Origin of the sequence: Okeania sp. (assembly GCF_035285525.1) — a bacterium.
Lineage (GTDB): Bacteria > Cyanobacteriota > Cyanobacteriia > Cyanobacteriales > Microcoleaceae > Trichodesmium.
The window spans coordinates 34,568-54,535 of record NZ_JAYKGW010000042.1; the positions used below are offsets into that span (position 1 = coordinate 34,568).

Annotated in this window: 13 protein-coding genes and 1 tRNA gene; 4 read left to right on the top strand and 10 right to left on the bottom strand. The window is 34.2% G+C overall.

Annotated features, from left to right (window positions below):
- Positions 1–476: 476 nt before the first annotated feature.
- The 8 genes from VKJ25_RS04795 to VKJ25_RS04830 all read right to left on the bottom strand — a co-directional run bounded on the left by VKJ25_RS04795 (position 477) and on the right by VKJ25_RS04830 (position 12,839).
- Positions 477–707: a hypothetical protein gene (locus tag VKJ25_RS04795; protein ID WP_324235483.1), complete on the bottom strand. Its 231-nt coding sequence runs from the start codon at positions 705–707 to the stop codon at positions 477–479.
- Positions 708–898: 191 nt separating this feature from the next.
- Positions 899–4,126: a translation initiation factor IF-2 gene (infB, locus tag VKJ25_RS04800; RefSeq protein WP_324235484.1), complete on the bottom strand. Its 3,228-nt coding sequence runs from the start codon at positions 4,124–4,126 to the stop codon at positions 899–901.
- A 694-nt stretch (positions 4,127–4,820) separates the two neighbouring features.
- Entirely contained in the window at positions 4,821–5,087 is a 267-nt protein-coding gene (locus VKJ25_RS04805) for a YlxR family protein (RefSeq protein WP_324235485.1), read from the bottom strand.
- 404 nt (positions 5,088–5,491) lie between these two features.
- On the bottom strand, positions 5,492–6,838 hold the full coding sequence (nusA, locus tag VKJ25_RS04810; protein ID WP_324235486.1) for a transcription termination factor NusA: 1,347 nt from the start codon (positions 6,836–6,838) through the stop codon (positions 5,492–5,494).
- A gap of 647 nt (positions 6,839–7,485) precedes the next feature.
- A complete protein-coding gene (rimP, locus tag VKJ25_RS04815; protein WP_324235487.1) occupies positions 7,486–7,947 on the bottom strand; it encodes a ribosome maturation factor RimP in 462 nt (153 codons plus the stop codon).
- Between the two features lie 227 nt (positions 7,948–8,174).
- Complete coding sequence (locus VKJ25_RS04820; RefSeq protein ID WP_324235488.1) at positions 8,175–9,611, bottom strand: hypothetical protein; 1,437 nt, start codon at positions 9,609–9,611, stop codon at positions 8,175–8,177.
- Between the two features lie 193 nt (positions 9,612–9,804).
- A complete protein-coding gene (locus VKJ25_RS04825) occupies positions 9,805–11,214 on the bottom strand; it encodes an NAD-dependent malic enzyme (RefSeq protein WP_324235489.1) in 1,410 nt (469 codons plus the stop codon).
- Positions 11,215–12,452: 1,238 nt separating this feature from the next.
- Entirely contained in the window at positions 12,453–12,839 is a 387-nt protein-coding gene (locus VKJ25_RS04830; RefSeq protein WP_324235490.1) for a hypothetical protein, read from the bottom strand.
- A gap of 146 nt (positions 12,840–12,985) precedes the next feature.
- On the opposite strand from VKJ25_RS04830, the gene VKJ25_RS04835 reads away from it, so the two are divergent.
- The 3 genes from VKJ25_RS04835 to VKJ25_RS04845 all read left to right on the top strand — a co-directional run bounded on the left by VKJ25_RS04835 (position 12,986) and on the right by VKJ25_RS04845 (position 17,137).
- Positions 12,986–13,144 (top strand): hypothetical protein, encoded by a 159-nt coding sequence (locus VKJ25_RS04835; RefSeq protein ID WP_324235491.1) that lies wholly within the window; start codon positions 12,986–12,988, stop codon positions 13,142–13,144.
- Positions 13,145–13,860: 716 nt separating this feature from the next.
- Entirely contained in the window at positions 13,861–15,618 is a 1,758-nt protein-coding gene (gene argS, locus VKJ25_RS04840; protein WP_324235492.1) for an arginine--tRNA ligase, read from the top strand.
- Between the two features lie 1,075 nt (positions 15,619–16,693).
- Positions 16,694–17,137, top strand: a complete 444-nt coding sequence (locus tag VKJ25_RS04845; RefSeq protein WP_324235493.1) for a response regulator — start codon at positions 16,694–16,696, stop codon at positions 17,135–17,137.
- Between the two features lie 38 nt (positions 17,138–17,175).
- Here VKJ25_RS04845 and VKJ25_RS04850 read toward each other — a convergent pair whose 3' ends face one another.
- A complete protein-coding gene (locus VKJ25_RS04850; protein WP_324235494.1) occupies positions 17,176–18,081 on the bottom strand; it encodes a glutaminase in 906 nt (301 codons plus the stop codon).
- Positions 18,082–18,872: 791 nt separating this feature from the next.
- Here VKJ25_RS04850 and VKJ25_RS04855 point away from each other — a divergent pair.
- On the top strand, positions 18,873–19,553 hold the full coding sequence (locus tag VKJ25_RS04855) for an SDR family oxidoreductase (protein WP_324235495.1): 681 nt from the start codon (positions 18,873–18,875) through the stop codon (positions 19,551–19,553).
- A gap of 95 nt (positions 19,554–19,648) precedes the next feature.
- Here the strand turns inward: VKJ25_RS04855 and VKJ25_RS04860 are convergent.
- Positions 19,649–19,730: transfer RNA gene (locus VKJ25_RS04860), tRNA-Leu, on the bottom strand.
- Positions 19,731–19,968: the final 238 nt, after the last annotated feature.

A 19,968-nucleotide genomic window follows, 5' to 3' on the forward strand; every position in this document is an offset into this window, starting at 1 on the left:
ATTCCCAGTTAAGTGTTCCCTGTTCCCTATTCCCAGTTAAGTGTTCCCTGTTCCCTGCAATATACGAATCCCTATTCCCTCCATACCTATTCCCAGTTAAGTGTTCCCAGTTAAGTGTTCCCTGTTCTCTAGCAATAAAAGTTGACATTTAGCAACAAGTCTATATATTTGGCCACAAAAATATAAAAAATAAAGAAAATATTACGAAATCAATGATCCCTATCAAGTTATTGTCAAATATTATGTATAAATCAATTGAGGTCAGCTAATATAAAGACCTTAAACTTTAATTGGGGTTAGCTTATATATAAACCCTAAACATAATAAAAAACCAATTTTCAACACCAAAATGCCTAGTTCTAAACTTATAGAACTAGGCATTTTGTCATTTACTACTCTTTTATATCTTGATTGTTAATCCTAACAAAAGAATTTCAGAAATAAACTAGAAAATTGTATCTTATTTGACTGTTTTTTTAGTAAGCTAGTGTTTCTAGAGTTTCTCTTAAATACAAACTAACTTGTTTATCTAAAGGAATATTTTGCTCCTCATTACTATTAACTTTACGTTCTAATTGCCATCTCTGAAAACCTGAAGTTAAAGCGATCGCCTGCTTCAAACTATCCCAAGTTTCAAGTTCTGGTTCATTCTTGGCAATTACCTGAACTGAACTATTATTCCAAGAAGTAGCATTAAAATTATTCATAACATTTACCTAATTTACAAAGGACAAACTTTTAGTGCTGCAGTTGCTGATATTTTAGCTCTCTTTTTAAAGATAACTCACTAAACATAAATCAGGCATTCTTATGAGACTATATTTGTCACCAAATCTTGACTTTCAGAAATCATAAACACTACTTTAACTTGATATAACCCCCCCTAATACTCACGACTTTAAACAGATAATTTCCGACGCTTAGTTACCATCTGATAACCCTCAATTATGTCACCTTCATTCCAATCATTAAAATTGTCAAAACTGATACCACATTCATAACCGGCATTTACCTCCTTAACATCATCCTTCATACGTCTGAGAGAGTCCAATATACCTTCATATATAACCTCTCCATTTCGACGAACTCTTACCTTACAATTACGGATCACCTTACCAGATAAAACATAACAACCTGCAACAGCACCACGGCCAATGGCAAACACAGCTCGAACTTCCACCTCACCTAATGGCTCTTCTATCAGCTCAGGATCTAACAGACCTTCCATTGCCCCTTGGACATCATCCAAAAGTTTGTAGATCACATCATACTCTCTCACATCTACTCCAGCTTCATCCGCTGCTTGACGCGCTCCCGATGCCATAGTCGTATTAAAACCAATAATCACAGCCTCACTAGCTGCTGCTAAATCAATATCTGTTTCCGTAACTTCTCCAGCTCCAGATAACAGCAACCTTAACTGCACCTCCTTCTGAGGTAACTGTCGTAAAGCTGCAACAATAGCCTCTATCGAACCTTGAACATCCCCTTTGAGAATCAAGTTCAACTCCTTCAGTTCTCCTTCCTGGGCACGAGCTGAAACAGCACCCAAACTGGTGCGACGCATAATCCGCGATTCTCGTTTCGCATCTGCTCTTTCTCCTGTAATAGCCGAAGCTTCCTTTTCACTCTCAAACACTTCAAACTCATCACCAGCTTGAGGGACATCTCTCAGACCCAGAACCTCCACCGCAAAAGATGGACTAGCCTTCTCCACTCGAGCGCCCCGGTCATCAATCATGGCCCGTACCTTTCCATAAACTGAGCCAGCAACTACAATGTCCCCTACTTTCAAAGTCCCATTTTGGACCAATAAAGTAGCTACTGGACCTCTAGCCTTATCCAAATTAGCTTCAATCACCGTACCTTTAGCCAAACGTTCTGGATTCGCATTTAAGTCTTCTACCTCTGATACCAGCAAAATCATTTCCAGTAAAGTGTCCAAATTTTGCTTCTTAATCGCACTAACTGGAACCATAATGGCATCCCCACCCCATTCTTCAGGTACTAAACCATGTTCCATCAATTCTTGTTTCACACGGTCTGGGTTAGCCTCTTCCTTATCAATTTTATTAATTGCTACTATCAGAGGTACTTCCGCAGCTTTAGCATGACTAATAGCTTCTATAGTTTGTGGTTGTACCCCATCATCCGCAGCTACCACCAAAATAGCCACATCCGTAACTCTTGCCCCCCTAGCTCGCATGGCCGTAAAAGCTTCGTGACCAGGAGTATCTAAAAATACCACTTGTTGGGTTTGGCCTTCATGTTCCACATCAACATGGTAAGCTCCTATATGCTGGGTAATACCACCTGCTTCCCCTGCTGCCACTTTAGTTGCCCGAATTGAATCTAGGAGACTCGTTTTTCCATGATCCACATGCCCCATAATTGTTACAACTGGAGGACGACGTTGCAGAAGTTCCATATCTGCATCTTCTAGCATTTCCGTTTTCTTAGCTGCTGACTGCTCTTCTAGAATTTCTATGGGTATTCCTTCTTCTTGTACTACCATTTCTATAGTAGGAATATCTAAGCTTTCGGTTATATTCACCGCAATACCTTTCATAAATAGTCTTTTGACAACTTCTGTATCAGGTACTGCTAAAGCTAAAGCTAATTCCTGGACTGTCATTGAGCCATTAATGACTAACTTTTCTACAGGTTTTGGTTCAGTTGGTTGAGCTGGTTCACTACTTTCGGTCTTAACAGATTCACGGGATTGACTAGATCTCTTTTTAAGGGAAGTATTACTATTAGACTGGGGCTTATTTTCGGCAAAACTTTTTGGTTTGGCTGGCCGAGCTAGAGATAAACTCATTGTGACTGGCGCAGGCTTATTTAAAAGCTCTTCTAATTCCTCATCTTCATCTTCCATTACAGGTTTGGGACGAAGACGTTTTGCCTTAGCGGTAGATTTAGCAGCATTTTTCTGAACAATTTCGGATGGGTCTTCTTCTTCTTCTTCCCACTTTGAACCTTTCTTTGATTTAGGTAAAGTTGGTTTATTTGGAGCTATTGCTTTTCGTCTTGGTTTTTCTAAATCAAAATTTACAGTTTCTACAATGTTACCTTCCTGCTCTTTCTGTTCCACATCCAAAAAAATATCTGTTGATTCTTCTGTAACAGATGTTGTTAGTTTCGGTTTTGGTGCAAGTTGAGGTTTCTTTTCTTGTACTAGCTTTAGTTTAACTGTAGGTTTCTCTCTATTTTTCGGCTTTAGTTGAGGAGAAGTTTCAGATACTGGAGAAGGTTTTCTGGGACTCTCTTTATCTTTCTGAGGAGTATCTTTGATATTTTCTCTATCTTTCTGAGGAGTATCCTTGTTATCTTTTTTAGATACAAATGGCTGTTTTTCAGTAGTTTTTTCTTCTCTATCTTTTCTTTTTTTACCTTCTGGCTTTGGTTTTTTATTTTTTGGGCTAGGCTTAACAATGTTAGTATTTCGTGGACTCCGATTTAAGCTAGGGGGAGCTGGTCTAGCTGGTGGAGCTACTAACTTTGGTACTTCTACTGTTTCTTTTTCAACCGCAGTATTTTCCCTATTTAATGGTTTATTCGGTTGTTTGAGCTGAGAATTATTGCCTACTTCCCTATCTTTTTGAGTAGCAGTATTATCTTTACTATCTTTGTTTAATGGTTTATTCGGTTGTTTGAGCTGAGAATTATTGTCTGTTTCTAATCCAGATTGATCTTTTGCTGGCTCTGACTTGAGGGCAGAATTTGGCCTTTGTCTATTGACTGACTCAAGTTGTTTGTCTAAAACTGAAGTATTTGGAGGAGTTGCCACTAAATTTTTATCTATTTTGCTGGAATTTTTTGATTGAGATTTTTCTGATAATCGCTTAGGTTTGCGTATTTCTAGTATTTCTTGTTTTTTTTGTTCGTTATTTTTTGAACTTAAATCTGATGAGTGAGAGTTACTCTTTTCTGGAGCAGCAGACTTACTAGGAGAGTGGGGTAAGTTTTCTGCTGTGGTGCGAATTAGTTCTGCTTCTGATTCTGTAATAGTGCTACTATGACTCTTGGCTGATATGTTGAGCCTTTGACAAGCTGCTAATATATCCTTGTTTTCCAAATTTAATTCCTTTGATAATTCGTAAATTCTTACTTTTCCATTGTTCATCCACTCTACCCTCTCTTTAAGATATTTATTTTTACATTGCCATAATCTTTGATTTAAGGACTACACTACAATCATACTAGATTTATGTTCAGTTTTGTTGCTGACCAAGTTTTTTTTTCAAGTTTTAACCAAGAAGTTTCTTCCCTTGGGATTAATTGCTTGGTAAGTTGACATAGTATTAAGATTTTATATAGCTAATCATTATTTTAGATATAGAAGTTAGTATTGCAGAATAATTAATCTATAGCAATCCTAAAAGACTAACCACAAATTTAACCAAACCAATCAAGTCGCTTAAATGTTTAGTCCAGCCCACTTTTTTAAGTAAACGTCCCGATCAGTAACAATAGGTCGTATGGGTGCGGCCAGTTCCGACCTAAGAGTGTTTGGCGTTAAACAGGTGACTCCTGACTTCTGACTCCTCATTTACATATTTTATGTAGAAGGGACGGAACAATGTCCAAATATTTGAGATATTTTGGAGGTTAATTAATTAGCCTACAAAATATCCTCCCTAATATTTTAGGAAATAAAGACAATTACTCGTTTTAAGCACATTTTTTATTTTTTATAGGGGATAAAATATCCCACTAGCTTCTCACTCATGCTTCATACCTCATCCCTCATTTCTCCTGACTTCTGACTCCTAACTTCCTTCGTTAAGATTGATACCAGAAGCACTTTATTAAAAAGTTTAAGTAACTGTGGGTGATGAATTTTTCAATCTTTGCCATAGTGAATCGTATATTCCTTTGGATACATAAGCTTTAAGTGAACGGCCTAACTTATTTTTTTGATCAGCAATTTTCAGACATTCTTCTTGCGGACAAATGTAAGCTGAACGACCTTCTCCGTGATCTAATTCAATAGTGTCAGATTTTTGGCTCCGAACAACTCGCCAAAATTCTTCTTTAGGAGCGAGTTTTTTGCAACTAACACACCGACGGTAATTTTGTTTCATTTCGGATGTATTTTTTAGTTAGGGTTTGCTGAAAAAATCTGATGGTGGAGGTAGGGAACAGGGAACACTCAACTGGGAAAAGTTTAGAGTATCTGCTACGGACAAATTTTCTGATTGTAAGTAACAAAACTCTACCATTTTGAAACGACAACAACGAAAAACTAGGTACTTTTTTAGGACTTAAAAAGGCTCAAACTTTTAGTTTTCAATGATTTTATATTTATTCAGCAGACCCTAGTTAGGGTTTGCTGAAAAAGAGTTAAGGAACACTTAACTGGGAACAGGGAACAGCTTAGACTATTTGTTACAGCAAAATTTTTTGATAGTCAAGGTCAAAATTTTATTATTTTGAGACCAATAGTCAAAATTGTAAATCTTAAATCTGCTTCATTATTTCTCCCTACTCATTCATTACTTTCTACTTCATCTTTTGTAGAGATATCTAGAGGATGTTCATTTTCATCTTCATCAACTTCTAAAGAATCATTTAACTCCTCAAAATTTTCCTCAATATTTTCTGTTATTTCTAACTCTGGTTCCTCAGTTTCATTTTCTTCTTGTTCTGCTAATGCTTGACGATGAGATACTTCAGCTGCAACTTTGCTATCTTCCTCAGCATGGTCATATCTATGCGTGTCCTTAATATCAATTTTCCACCCTGTCAGACGAGCTGCCAAACGCACATTTTGGCCTTCCTTACCGATCGCTAAACTAAGTTGGTCCTCAGAAACCAAAATATGAGACCTCCTTTCCTCTGGATCGACCAAACGAACTTCATCTACCCTAGCGGGACTAAGAGAATTAGCAATATATATAGAAGGATCTGGAGACCAGCGAATTACATCTATTTTTTCACCCCTCAATTCATTGACCACTACCTGTATTCTGGAACCCCTAGCACCAATGCAAGCTCCCACAGGGTCTACATCTCTTTCTAGAGTATCAACTGCAATTTTAGTCCGGGGGCCAACGTGTCGGGATGGTGGATTGGCCTCTCTGGCAACTGCCACAATTCTCACTATTTCATCTTCAATTTCTGGGACTTCATTTTCAAATAAATAAACCACTAAGGCTGCATCTGCTCTGGACACAAGTAACTGAGGCCCACGAGTTGAGCCTTCGCATACCCGCTTCAGATAAACTTTGAAAGTTGCATTAGCACGATAATTGTCGTTAGGTAATTGTTCTTTTTTTGGCAGTTCAGCTTCTACTTCTGGTCTCCCAAAACCACTACTTACTGCTAGGATAACTGACTGTTTTTCAAATCTCAAAACTTTGGCTTGAAGAACTTCTCCTTCTAAGTCTTGAAATTCTTCTTGAATCATTTTTCGTTGTTGATCTCGTAATTTTTGAGCTAATACTTGTTTAGTTTGTATAGCTGCCATGCGACCAAATTCATTTTTATCTGGTGTCACATCCAAGAAAACTGTATCATTTAACTGAGCTTCTGAAGCTACTTCTAGAACTTCATTCAGAGCTATATGATGATCTGGATTAGTTACTTCTTCAACAATGGTTTTAGTGGCTAATATTCGATAACCTTCTTCTTCAATATCTAACTCTACTTCAAAGTTATCAAAATAATCATCTGTGAAATTAATTCCATCTATACGTTGAGTGCGTCGGTAGCGTTCATATCCTTTTAATAAGGCTTCTCGTAAAGCAGCTTGAACTGCGTTTTTTGGTAAATTACGTTCTTTACTAATATTTTCAATTAACCCTCTCAGTCCAGGCAAACTAACCATTGACATAATAATTATTTCTCCTTGAAATTTTTATAAATAAAATAAGTCAGCATTCAGTAGGAAATGCTTACTCAAATAATAGTTATTGAAGCGACTTGGTTTGAATTTTTGTCATATTAAATTATTAATAATTTAGGTATTCAAGCCCAGTATTTTTGTTTTTTTTGAGAGCATATATATTGAAATTTATTTCAGTTATCAGTTAAGCTGTTGTACATTTAAACCCAATATTTTTTCTGTGTCTAATTAATAAAAAAGTAAGCATTCAGTCATCAGCTAGAAGGAGGGATTAGTCTTCAAGAAGAATTAAAAGTCAGATCCGAAAAATATCATCAGCTAAGTTTAGTAAGTTATTACTTTCATGTATTTTTTGGTGCAGGATAATCCAGGAAAAGCTGTTGGCGCAGCATTCCGGAGGTGGAGCTGAATGTTAATAGTTGAATTATTACATAAAAAAACCTTTTTTAATTATGAATTATGCTTTGCTAAAACACATTTTAAATGGGTTTTACCTGACACAAATTTTATTTATGAGCGGAAAATCAAGGTATAATGCCTCTCCTTTTAAGAATAAAAAAAGAATATTTTCTTATTTTAAATCCTCTGGTTAAAATCCAGAGGTAATTATCCATTATTAATTATTAATTAATTAATTAATTAATTTCTTGTAATTCAACAGTATTAATTAGAGAACGTGGAATACTTGTTTGTCTTCCCTTTTGGTTGATATAAACTGCTGTTTGATCGCGACGAACAAGTTGTCCTGTCCAGTTACTTTTACCTTTATAAGGTTCAGAAGTATTGACAGTTATACTAAAGCCTTTAAAAGCAATAAAATCTCGGTCATTATCCAAAAACTTAGAAATACCAGGACTGGATATTTCTAATAAATATGGCTCCGGAATTATGTTTATTGCATCTAGTTGTTCTTCTATAGCATGACTCATTCGTTCACAGTCATCTAAACCTGTGTCTTGATGAGGGTGTCGAATGTCCAACCGTAGAACTGGTGGATGCTGATTGGTATGAAATACTGCTCCTACTAATTCTAATCCTAGGGATTCAGCAATAGGAGTAGCAAATTGGATGATTTGTGGTATTAATGGGTGACTCATAACAGGCGCAACAAAAAAAGTGGGCTTCACCCACTTCCCTTTGGATATATTGTAGCATTTATTGCGGAAAAAGTCTTTTTGCTATTTTTAGGGAGTAAGGAGTCATTTCGGTTATCAGTTATCAGTACCTCTCAAAATGGTAGAGTTTTGACTCTAACTGCGAGAAAATTTGGCCGCAGTAGATACTCTAAACTGTTCCCAGTTCAGTGTTCCCTATTCCCTATTCCCTAATTAGATTTATTAGCTTTAAGTTGTAATTGTCTGGTTTCTTCTAAAATTTTCTCCACATCTTCTTCACTCATCCCCATCACATAATTAATCTTTACTTCTTCAAGAAATGCTGATATTAAAGATTGAAGTTCATCTAAAGTATTTTCTTGTTGTAATTCTTGACTTAGTTCTTTGCTGAAGTGTTGAACTAATTCTTCAGATAATTTTGTTCCCTCTGGATCTGCCATAGCAACTTTAACTGTTTCATAAGCATTTTGGGGTCCCTCGGTGACAATATTAGATAATTCTTTGACTAATCTTTCTGATAATTGCTTGGCTAAATTTTCTACTCCTGGTATTTGCTGAAGTGTCTGAAAAGCAGGTAATTCTTCAATGATTTTTTCTACGTTATAACGAATTAGAGCTTCTATCTCTGATTTAATTTCTGGTATTACTTTACAGACTGTTATTTCTACTAATTTATTGGTAATCGCTTCAATTTCATTAATGTTATTTAGATCAATATAAGTTCGCTGTTGAGAGGAAAATATTCGCTTGGCTAATTCACCACTTGCTACATCTTTTTGTAGCTGATTAATTATTTGTATTATGACTACTTCTGTTAATTCTTGAGCAATGGAAGCTAGAAAACCTCGGCTAGCTTGTGCCCTGATTGTTTCTAGGTCTATAATTTGAGCATTATTGAGGCGAATAGTAACAGGAATTATCCGCGATAATTGTAGAAATGGTAATAGTAAAAAAATATCATACCAACGCCATAGCATTGCTTCTTGCCAACTAACGCTAGGATAACGGCGACTAATTAAAAATGTTCTACCTAAAAATTCTAAGCCAAAGATAATAATAAAAGGGAAGTCAATTATGCCGAAATAATCAGTTAGTCCTCCACTTTCCCCAATCCCTCGATAATAATTTTTGACAATCAATGGTTGAATTTCTTTTTCAAACCATTCACTTTCTTTATTCCATCCATTTGCTATTAAGTATTCTGCACTCCAAAAAGTTGTAAATGATCCTTTTGCAGAATCTTCTGGATTAGGAATTTTATCTCTAATGCGATTTTTTATTTTTTCTAAAGAACCACTTTTATTAGCAACTGCAAAAGGATTTTGATTGATCATGTCTATAGAAAGTTCTTGTAGTTCTTCTAGTTGTTTTTTTACTTCTAAAGAATCAAAACCTGTAGAAATTTTTGTTTTTAATTCTGTAAAACTATTTAGATATTTTTCTGTATCTCGATTAGGTCTAATTCCTTTGATAGGGTCGTATATTTTTGTGAGACTAGGGACATAATCAAAATAGAAATCTCGGAAAGTAATATAGCTGATATTAAATAGCACTAGGGTAAAATTTACTAGGGCTAAAAGTGCCATTATTTTTTCCAGTATTGGTACTTTGCGATTTTTCCGGCGGATATGTCTTGTAGTTACCATTTTTTAAATTTTAGGGAACAGGAAACAGGGAACAGGGAACAGTTTTTAGTTTTTCCAAGAAACCCGGTTTCTAAATTTCAGAGGCTTCCAGAAACCCGGTTTCTTTAAGAAACCGGGTTTCTAATAGTCCTAATAATCCTAAAGAAACCGGGTTTCTAATAATCCCTTGGACTTCAGCTTTGAGCCGTGAAATTTATTTGACGGCGGGATGTTTCAGTGCTATGGTACTTTCTTGGCGAGCTGCATTAGCTACTGCACTAGCAACAACTGTAGCTACCCTTTTATCAAAAACTGAAGGAACAATATGCTCTTTGTTAAGGTCTGAGTCTTCTACTAATGAAGCGATCGCTTTAGCAGCTTCTAAATACATTGTAGAGGTGAGGGTAGTTGCCCGACAATCTAGAGCGCCCCGAAATATTCCAGGGAATGCTAAAACATTATTAATTTGATTCGGATAATCACTTCTACCAGTTGCTATAACTGCCACATCTTCTTTGACTAATTCTGGTTGTATTTCGGGAATAGGATTAGCCATAGCAAATACTATCGGATCTTTTGCCATAGAACGTACCATTTCTGGAGTGAGAACTCCTGGTACACTAACACCTAAAAATACATCAGCTCCAACCAAAGCATCTGCTAGAGTACCTGAGGACTCAACCGCAAATTCTTGTTTTTCTCGATTTAAACCACTACGGCCTTTTGATACGATACCCTTAGAATCGCATAACCAAATTTTATTAGTTCCTGCTTGGCGCAACAACCGAGCAACTGCTATTCCCGCAGCACCAGCACCATTAATAACTATCCTAATATTCTCTAGAGACTTTTTGACTAATTTTAAAGCATTAATTAAAGCAGCTAAACTAACTATTGCTGTGCCATGTTGGTCATCGTGAAATACGGGAATATCTAATATTTCTCTTAGTTTGGTTTCTATTTCAAAACAACGGGGAGCAGCAATATCCTCTAAGTTGACTCCTCCAAAAACAGGAGCAATATTTTTAACGGTTTCGACAATAGTATCAGTATCTTGAGTAGCTAGACAAATAGGAAAAGCATCAACTCCAGCAAATTCTTTAAATAAGAGAGCTTTACCTTCCATCACTGGTAGAGCGCCTCCAGGGCCAAGATTTCCTAACCCTAAAACTGCACTACCGTCTGTAACAATGGCTACTGTATTTTGTTTTATAGTAAGGTTATATATCTGTTCTGGGTCTTCAGCAATAGCTTTAGAAACTCGGCCTACTCCTGGAGTATAAGCCATTGATAGATCAGCTTGAGATTGGAGGGAGATTTTGCCTTGGACTGTGATTTTACCACCATGATGTAAATTGAAAGTCCGGTCATAGAAATCGACTACTTGTATTTCTGGTAAAGCTTTAACAGCTTGAACAATTTTTTCACTATGTTCTGTACTATAGGCATTGACTATAATTTCTCTAACTGTGGTTTGACGATTTTGTTCAAGTAGGTCAATATTGCCTATACTGCCCTCTTCTGATGCAATGGCTTGGGTAACGCTGGCCAACATTCCGGCACGGTTAGGAATTTTGAGACGAATTACTATACTAAAAGAGGGATTTGGTGTTAGTTGTACCATGTTAGGTTTGTTTGAGGTTTAAGTCCTAAATTTTACCAAAAAAATGGGTTGAAAGGTAAACATTTTATAATTAATAATTAACAATTAATAATTAATAATTAATAATTAATTAGCCAAAAATGAGGTATAAAGCCTCCTCTTTTAAGGGCATGAAAAAATATTTAACTCAGTATTTCAAGCTTCCGAGTTTAGTCGGAGGTTCACTCTCTACTTATAACTGAAATTACCTCTTATTATTAAAGAATAGGGTTGGCTAAAAATAGTTTTTTTCTTTATGAATGGATAAGCTTTATACTTTTATTTTTCGGTAATTATTTAGGGTTTGCTGATTTATCGGGAACCGTAAAAGTCTTTTTGCATTTGGTAGGGAGTAGGGAGTAGGGAGTAAACCCAACCCTAAGTTAGGAGGGATGGGAGTTATCAAGGAAAAGGAATTAGTTGTAAGAATTGTCTCTTAATTTTTCTACTCTTGGGTAAGCCTTTTCATGCTAACTTTTTTCACCTTTTTGACCTAAAAGCTGGTACTTTTTCCTGACAAATAAGTTGCTAAAAACTTTATCTGTTAATACTTTCATATTTCCATACGCAAGCCGTATTTAGCTATTAGCTATGAACTATCAGTTATGAGCTATTGCCTTGAATTTTAGATAAAAGCTTTATTAATTATTGACCTATAACAATATGGAATAATTTGTGAGAAGAAACTTTAGGGGTTTGGTTTCCAAATCTCTTGGTGTTTGGGTTTGGAGACCAAACCAGGCTAACGAATAACCATGTCCTTTGTAAATTTCCTATTGTTTATAGCCTAATTATTAATGGTTAATTCTGGATTACTACCTCTTACCTATACCCTAATTCTTAACTATGAACTTTAGTAGCGATCGCTCATAAAGATAAGAAAATTTTCAACAATAAAGTTCCAATTAAAAGTCTTTCTGGTCAGTAGGTTAAGTACAAAAAAACTAAAAAATTTTAGATATCAGAAGTATCTAAACTGAATGGAAAGATTAATCTCAATTTGTAAGTGTTCAGCTATCAGCAATAAAAACCTCAATCTTAAAGAGGAGATTTAAGCGAAATATAGACTTAAAAACTGGCTTTTGTAGATAAGATTTAATTCTGAATAATGAAACGCTATATCAAAAACTAAAAGTAATAACTGAGTTGCGCAGTTACGACCCAGAAAGGTAGCTTATATATGACGGCTTTTTGCGCAGCATTACCCAGGAAATGCTTACTTATGAAAAATCTACAGGAAAAATTTTACACATCATATAACTTGGTAAAAATGTTTGATTTTCATCAACACAATCTATTAATATTTCTGATTCATTTTCCTCTTTAAGTGGATTTACACAAATAGCAAGTTTTCCTACTCCTGGCATTAATGAAATTATTCGATTTTTGAGACTTTCAATATCTTGCTCTAAGTCATTTGCATCTGATATTGAGGGAGTAATAATGAAAAAAGTTTTGACTCCAACTGAATCTGGGGCAAAGCCAAAACTACATTCGTTTAATAATGATTGAGTGGAAAAATTTAAAGTTTCATAGAAGCGATTAATTAGTGCTTGATAGAAAGATTCACTTAGATAATGATCGTCGAAAGTTGGTTGAGATAACATAATAAGTTTCCTCAAATAATATTTTTTGTATACTTGCTAATTTTAACATCCATTAAGATTATATAATTATCATTATCTGATTTTAGTTATCTAAATCACAAAACCATAAGATAATTATTACTAATCTAATTGTCAGCAAACAGCTATTGGCACTTAGCAGTGAGTATTTAGCTTTTGAACTCAATAACTTTAATTGTAAGCAAACAGCTATTAGAAATCAGCAGTCAGTATTTAGTTTGGGTTGTAGTAGTTACTACAGAGTTAAACTAGAGCAAACAGGAGAAAAATATCAGCAATTTGTTTGATATTTCCAGCTAAATATTATTGTTAGAGATACTGAGTAACTGTAAGTATTTAGCAGTTAGCCATTAGCTATTAGCTATTGTTTGGTTGTAAGCAGTTAGCAGTCAGCAGTCAGATATATATTTTATTTTAAGATAAAAGCTTTATGATACGGTTCCCGATAAATCAGCAATTTTATCTGACTACAAAATTCAGCTTTCAAGTTTATATTCGTTTAAATATACTCCTTAAGGTTGAGGTTTTTATTACTAAAGTGCTGACAACTAATAGCTAAATGCTTACGTTGAGTTTGAGAGCAAAGTTTTATCAATTAAGACTTGCTGAAAAAGTATTTTTAAGAAAATAGGGTGATGGGGAGTAAATTTTTTTTGTCTAAACTATTGCCGAAAATGCGCTCCTTTTTAATTTTTTCGGGAACCGTGCATGAATAGCTCAAACAACCAAACCTTTTTCCACCCTAAAAAGACTAAAAAATTGCTCAATAAACATTTTCCTATTTAATTAGCAAGTCCTAATTAAATAGGAATTGATTTTGACTATAAAAGCCAAGTTCAAAGTCTATATTAACTTAAAAAAATCCGGACATTTTGAAGATAGTTGCTGTTTTTTGACAACTCCCTTAGTTGCTTAAAATTTAGAATCAGTGTCTCAAATATTAATTTATTTTTTCATAGCAAGACGCTATTTTTTGTAAAATTTGAAAATATTAAACATCATCATGGAATCTACTATTGAAAAACTGAAAAGTAAATTTGACAAAGCTTTAATTACTGCTTTTGGTCAAGATTTAGCAGGTAAAAATCCCTTGCTTGTTCCTGCAAGTAATCCCAAATTTGGAGATTATCAATGCAATTTAGCAATGTCTTTAGCTAAAAAATTAAAAGATAAACCAAGAGCGATCGCTACTCAAATTATCAACAATCTTGACATTACCGATTTTTGTCTACCTCCAGAAATTGCCGGACCTGGCTTTATTAATATTACCCTGAAACCAGAATATATTCAAACCTGTTTAGAAATAATAATTAAGGATGAACGACTGAATATTTCTCTAGCTCAAAATCCACAAAGAGTTGTGATAGATTTTTCTAGTCCTAATATTGCTAAAGAAATGCACGTTGGGCATTTAAGATCGACAATTATTGGAGATGCTTTGGCGAGGGTATTAGAATTTCAGGGACATGATGTATTAAGACTAAATCATGTGGGAGACTGGGGTACTCAGTTTGGGATGTTAATTACTTATTTAAGGGAGGTTTTTCCGGAAGCTTTAAAGACTGCTGATGTTTTAGATATAGGAGATTTAGTTACTTTTTATAAGCAGTCAAAAAAACGGTTTGATGAGGATGAAGATTTTAAGGAAAGGTCGAGAAAAGAAGTAGTAAGTTTACAAGCTGGTGCTGAGGATAGTCGTTTTGCTTGGCAACTTTTATGTAATCAATCTCGACGAGAATTTCAGGTTATTTATGACTTACTTGATATTAGTTTAAATGAGCGAGGAGAGTCTTTTTATAATTCTATGTTACCTGGAATTATAGAGGAGTTAAATAAGTTAGGTTTATTGGAGGAAAGTGATGGTGCTAAATGTGTATTTTTAGAAGGATTTACTAATAAGGAAGGTGAGCGTTTACCTTTAATTGTACAGAAGTCTGATGGTGGTTATAATTATGCTACAACTGATTTAGCTGCTTTAGTTCATCGCATAGAAAAAGAGGGGGCAAACCGATTAATTTATGTTACTGATTCTGGTCAAGGTAATCATTTTGCTCAAGTTTGGCAAGTGGCAAAAAAGGCTGATTGGATACCAGAAAATATAGAGGTTGTTCATGTTCCTTTTGGTTTGGTTTTGGGAGAAGATGGGAAAAAATTAAAGACTCGTTCTGGAGAAACAGTGAGGTTGAAAGATTTATTAGATGAGGCGATAAATAGAGCAAGGAATGATTTGGAAAAAAGGTTAAAAGAGGAAAATCGTTCTGAGAGTGAGGAGTTTATTAAAAATGCTGCTCAAGTTGTTGGTTTAAGTGCGGTTAAATATGCAGATTTGAGTCAAAATCGAAATAGTAATTATGTGTTTAGTTTCGATAAAATGTTGGCTTTGCAGGGTAATACTGCTCCTTATTTATTATACGCTTATGTGCGGGTTCAAGGTATTGCTCGGAAGGGAGAAATTGATTTTGAAAAGTTGAGAAATGATGCCAAAATTATTTTGCAAGATGAGCCAGAGTTGGTGTTAGGAAAACATTTATTACAGTTGAATGAAGTATTAAATATGGTGGCTATTGAATTATTGCCTAATCGTCTTTGTGAGTATTTATATGAGTTGAGTGAAAAGTTTAATAAGTTCTTTGAAAATTGTCCGGTTTTGAAGTCGGAAGAACCTGTGCGTACTTCTCGGTTATTGTTGTGTGATGTAACAGCTCGAACTTTAAAGTTGGGGTTGTCTTTATTAGGAATTTCTGTTTTAGAAAGAATGTAATTTTTACCGAAAAAATTGGGGATAAAGCTTCCCTCAAAAAGGGGATGAAACAAATATTCGATTCAGTATTTCAAGCCTCTGATTTTCCTAGGTCATGCTGCGCAAATAGACAGAGATACTGATAACTGATAACTGAAATGACCTCTATTTAACTTTTTTTTCGGTGGGAAAAAGTCAAAAAGTGAGTATTTTGAGATACAGAATTTTCCCTTGCTATACCAGTTCCCATCTATTATTACTATACTTGAGGAATACTTCAGTCATCAAATAATTAACACAAACCAAATTATTTTTTGCCAATTTTAGCTAAGTTAATGTGAATTTTTCTGATGTTTACTTCTTTTCTTGCTCCCCTACTCCCCTGCTCAATCAAATTTAGAAAACTTTTTGAGAAATGGTATTATGAGGTACTCCTCAGTAGGAGCATCTTTGTACTTCATAAAAGCTGATGAGCAATGCTTATCTCTTCTATAATTTTCTGTTCCTACTACAGATGTTGCATGACGTCTCTACCTCCTCCCTACCTCAACAAAAAAACTTTTCATAAGCAAACTCTATTTAAGGAGGGAAAATTTTAATATTGCATTTTTCTAATCTATGAGGTATAGTGTTAAACCAACGTTGTTCCTCTTATAGTCATTCTGGTTTAGACTGAGACAATAATTTCTTACTGTTAAAAGGTTTCAGCTAAAAAAATGTTTCATTCTTATTCAGAATAACTATAATTTATAAGAAACCCGGTTTCAACTTACAAGGTAAGCATTCAGCCCTTAACAGTCAGCAATCAGCTATTTATTTTAGTTTGAAATGAAAGCTTTATTAATTGAGATCAATTTAGTTTGGCTATCAAAACTGACTTTGAAGACTACACTCATTTAGAGCAACTCCGTAATTTTAGATAATGTTTGCTGAGTGCTGATGGCTAATAGCTGAATGTTTACCTTACAAGAAACCGGGTTTCTGAAGGTCTGGGTTTTTCAGTTATCAGTTATTCAGAGTCTTTTTGTTGAGACATCTAATACTGAAGCACAAGACAAGTTAAACAATTTTAAATCCATAGTTTTACTTTATTGTTATGTCTAAAAAGAAAGTTTTAATCGTAGATGACTGCGAAATAATCAGAAAACAATGTTCTCGTATTCTCATCAAGATGGGATTTAATGTTAAATTAGCAAGTAATGGTTTAGAAGCAATAGAACAAGTAAAACTATACCATCCTGATGTAGTAATTTTAGATATTATTATGCCAGAAATGAATGGATATCAAGTTTGTCGTCAAATCAAATCTCATCCTCAAACTAAGAATATATCTGTAATTTTTTGTTCTAGTAAATGTTCAGAAGTTGATATTTATTGGGGTATGAAACAAGGTGCTGATGGCTATATTAGTAAGCCTGTAAAAAAGGATAAGTTAATTACATTAATGTCAAGATTTAGTGGTTATAAAAATGAGATTAAAGAATATAGCGATCAGTCTCTTTATCAGGAAGGACGTATTCAGATTTTACCTAGTGTTTAGCAAGTAGTCGTCCCCAATAAATTTCTGATTAGAAAATACTAAAAACCTAAATTTTGAGAAATTACTTCTAATAGAAATAAACCTGCTACAGAATTTCCTTGTTGGTTAAGATGAGGACTATAGGAAACAATTACTCCTGTTCCAGGAACTATTCCCAAAACAATTCCACTAACACTAGATTTGGTGGGAATTTTTATTTTTATAGCATAATTAATTGAGGCTTCATATAAACCACAAGTAGTCATTAATTTTTGCACAGTTAAACAGTATTTTTGGCATTCAGGATGAGGTGCATTTACTAATAACATTCCGAGATTAGCTACATCGAATATCTTAGCAGATAAACAACAGATTTGATTATAAGTATCTAAACTAATTTCTGCTTCTTTTATACAGCCAGATTCTACTAATTTTTGAGCTATAGCTTGATTCTTTTGATTAGGTAAAGAACGAACCGAAGCCAACATATTTTCATCTAAAAATAATTGACAATTTCCATAGTTATTCAACCAACAACAAAAATTTTCACATCTTTCTATAGCAGTATTTCCTGGTAATAAAGATGATAAAGCGATCGCTCCACTATTAATCATCGGATTTCGCGGCCATCCCTCATCAGTTTCTAATTGTTCTAAAGAATTAAAAGGTTTTTCTGAAGGTTCTTGACCAACTTTTTTAAATACAAATTCATTGCCAAATTTAGATAATAAATAGAATAACAGAAATGGTTTAATCACACTCATTAAAGGAACTTTGGTTTCCACATCCCCTAATGATATAATTTGATTATCAATACTTTGCAAGACAACTGCAAAATTATTAGAGTTAGCTTCAGCAAGTAAAGGGATATAAGTAGGTAGTGTACCTGATTTACTTTTAGCTAATGTTTGTTTTACCCATTTTGTTAATTCCTGTTCGTTAATTTCTGATAAACTTTTAAACATAAAAATAGTAAAAGGAATAAGGAATAAGGTAGAAGGTAGAAGGTATAAGGTAGAAACTTTGAACAAAAAGGAATAAATGATAGAAATAACTATCTAAAATTAATTGAAGCAGCTATTTTAATCATTCAGCCATCAGCTATAAGCTAACAGCTTTGAATTAAGTGGTTTTCCAAAATAGATTTCCTAGTTGAAAGAAATAGGGAAAGGGGAACAGGAAGAAATAATTGATAATTTATCAACTAAGATTCGATATTTATAATCTAATATTTCAATAATTAATAATTAACAATTAATAATTACCAAAAAATTAGGTATAAAGCCTCCCCTGGTTCGGGGATGAAAAAACACTTAACTAAGTATTTCAAGTCTCCGACTTTAGTCAAAGGTTCACTCTCTACTATCTACTGATAACTGAAGTTGAAATAGGGAAAAGGGAACAGGAAGAAATAATTGATAATTTATCAACTAAGATTGGATATTTATAATCTAATATTTCAATAATTAATAGTTACCCCTTCTTATAAAGAAGAGGATTGACTAACAAAACTCTTTTTTCTTTTTCCTCCATGAATGGAGGGGCTTTATACCTTAATTTTTTAGTAATTAATTTTGCTTATGAAATTATCAAATTAATTTTGCATAAGCACTTATTAACTTATGATAATACCAAAAAAGGCATTAGCTTCTCAAGAGAATTAAAATTTATGTTTGCGTTTGCGTAGCATCCCATAGGGAAGCATTCCCCAGGAAATGCTGAATAATTAAACTCATTTAATACCTATTTATTTTCCATGAAAAAACTAATAGTAATTACAGGGGTAAGTAAAGGTTTAGGTAGAGCAATGACTGATGAATTTATTAATTTAGGTCATACCGTTATAGGTTGCGCTCGTTCTCAATCTACTATAGAAAATTTAACTAATAAATATCCTCATTCACATCAGTTTAGTTGTGTCAATGTAGCAGATGAAAATTCTGTGCAAGAGTGGGCAAGTAAAACATTAACTAATTATTCACCGCCAGATTTATTAATCAATAATGCAGGTATAATTAATCAACCAGCACATATTTGGGAAGTTGATAGTGAAGAATTTTCCCAATTAATTGATATTAATATTAAAGGTGTGGTAAATGTGATACGTCATTTTGTCCCAGCTATGATTTCTAGGAGAAGTGGTATTATTGTTAATTTTAGTTCTGGGTGGGGACGTTCTACTTCTCCACAAGTTGGACCATATTGTGCTTCTAAGTGGGCAATAGAAGGTTTAACTCGTGCTTTAGCTCAGGAGTTACCGTTAGGAATGGCTGCTATTCCTCTTAATCCAGGAATTATTCATACTGATATGTTGGATATTTGTTTTGGAGAGGATGCAAAGTCTTTTTCCTCTGTTAAGTCTTGGGTAAAAAGAGCTGTTCCTTTTTTGTTGAAATTAAAACCCCAGGATAATGGGATACCTTTGACTGTATCTTAAAAACCTGATAGTCAGAGTAAAAATTAGTATATTTTTTCAAAAATCTCTTACCAATTACTTATTTCTGACTTTTTTGTGAATTCTGGTTTTTAAAATGCGGATGAAGGGAATCGAACCCCCACTTCCGAAGAAACTAGAACCTAAATCTAGCGCGTCTACCAATTCCGCCACATCCGCATAATTTTAATATAACACACAAATCAAAATTTTTTGTATTTATTCTCAATTTTTTTTTAGATAGAGTTGTGAAAAAGTCTTGTTGCTATTTTTAGGGATTATTTAGGGCTTGCTGATTAAATTATAGAAGTATTGACATTCTCAAGTTTTGGCCTTCTTAAGTCGTGATTGATCAGGAACCGTGTACATCTTCTACAACTCCTTATTCCTCATTGACTCTTCATATCAAATCCGCTGG

Bases quoted from the DNA above. Each gene is read 5' to 3' on its own strand.
- VKJ25_RS04795 (WP_324235483.1), bottom strand. From the start codon at position 707: ATGAATAATTTTAATGCTACTTCTTGGAATAATAGTTCAGTTCAGGTA.
- infB (WP_324235484.1), bottom strand. From the start codon at position 4,126: ATGAACAATGGAAAAGTAAGAATTTACGAATTATCAAAGGAATTAAAT.
- VKJ25_RS04805 (WP_324235485.1), bottom strand. From the start codon at position 5,087: ATGAAACAAAATTACCGTCGGTGTGTTAGTTGCAAAAAACTCGCTCCT.
- nusA (WP_324235486.1), bottom strand. From the start codon at position 6,838: ATGTCAATGGTTAGTTTGCCTGGACTGAGAGGGTTAATTGAAAATATT.
- rimP (WP_324235487.1), bottom strand. From the start codon at position 7,947: ATGAGTCACCCATTAATACCACAAATCATCCAATTTGCTACTCCTATT.
- VKJ25_RS04820 (WP_324235488.1), bottom strand. From the start codon at position 9,611: ATGGTAACTACAAGACATATCCGCCGGAAAAATCGCAAAGTACCAATA.
- VKJ25_RS04825 (WP_324235489.1), bottom strand. From the start codon at position 11,214: ATGGTACAACTAACACCAAATCCCTCTTTTAGTATAGTAATTCGTCTC.
- VKJ25_RS04830 (WP_324235490.1), bottom strand. From the start codon at position 12,839: ATGTTATCTCAACCAACTTTCGACGATCATTATCTAAGTGAATCTTTC.
- argS (WP_324235492.1), top strand. From the start codon at position 13,861: ATGGAATCTACTATTGAAAAACTGAAAAGTAAATTTGACAAAGCTTTA.
- VKJ25_RS04845 (WP_324235493.1), top strand. From the start codon at position 16,694: ATGTCTAAAAAGAAAGTTTTAATCGTAGATGACTGCGAAATAATCAGA.
- VKJ25_RS04850 (WP_324235494.1), bottom strand. From the start codon at position 18,081: ATGTTTAAAAGTTTATCAGAAATTAACGAACAGGAATTAACAAAATGG.
- VKJ25_RS04855 (WP_324235495.1), top strand. From the start codon at position 18,873: ATGAAAAAACTAATAGTAATTACAGGGGTAAGTAAAGGTTTAGGTAGA.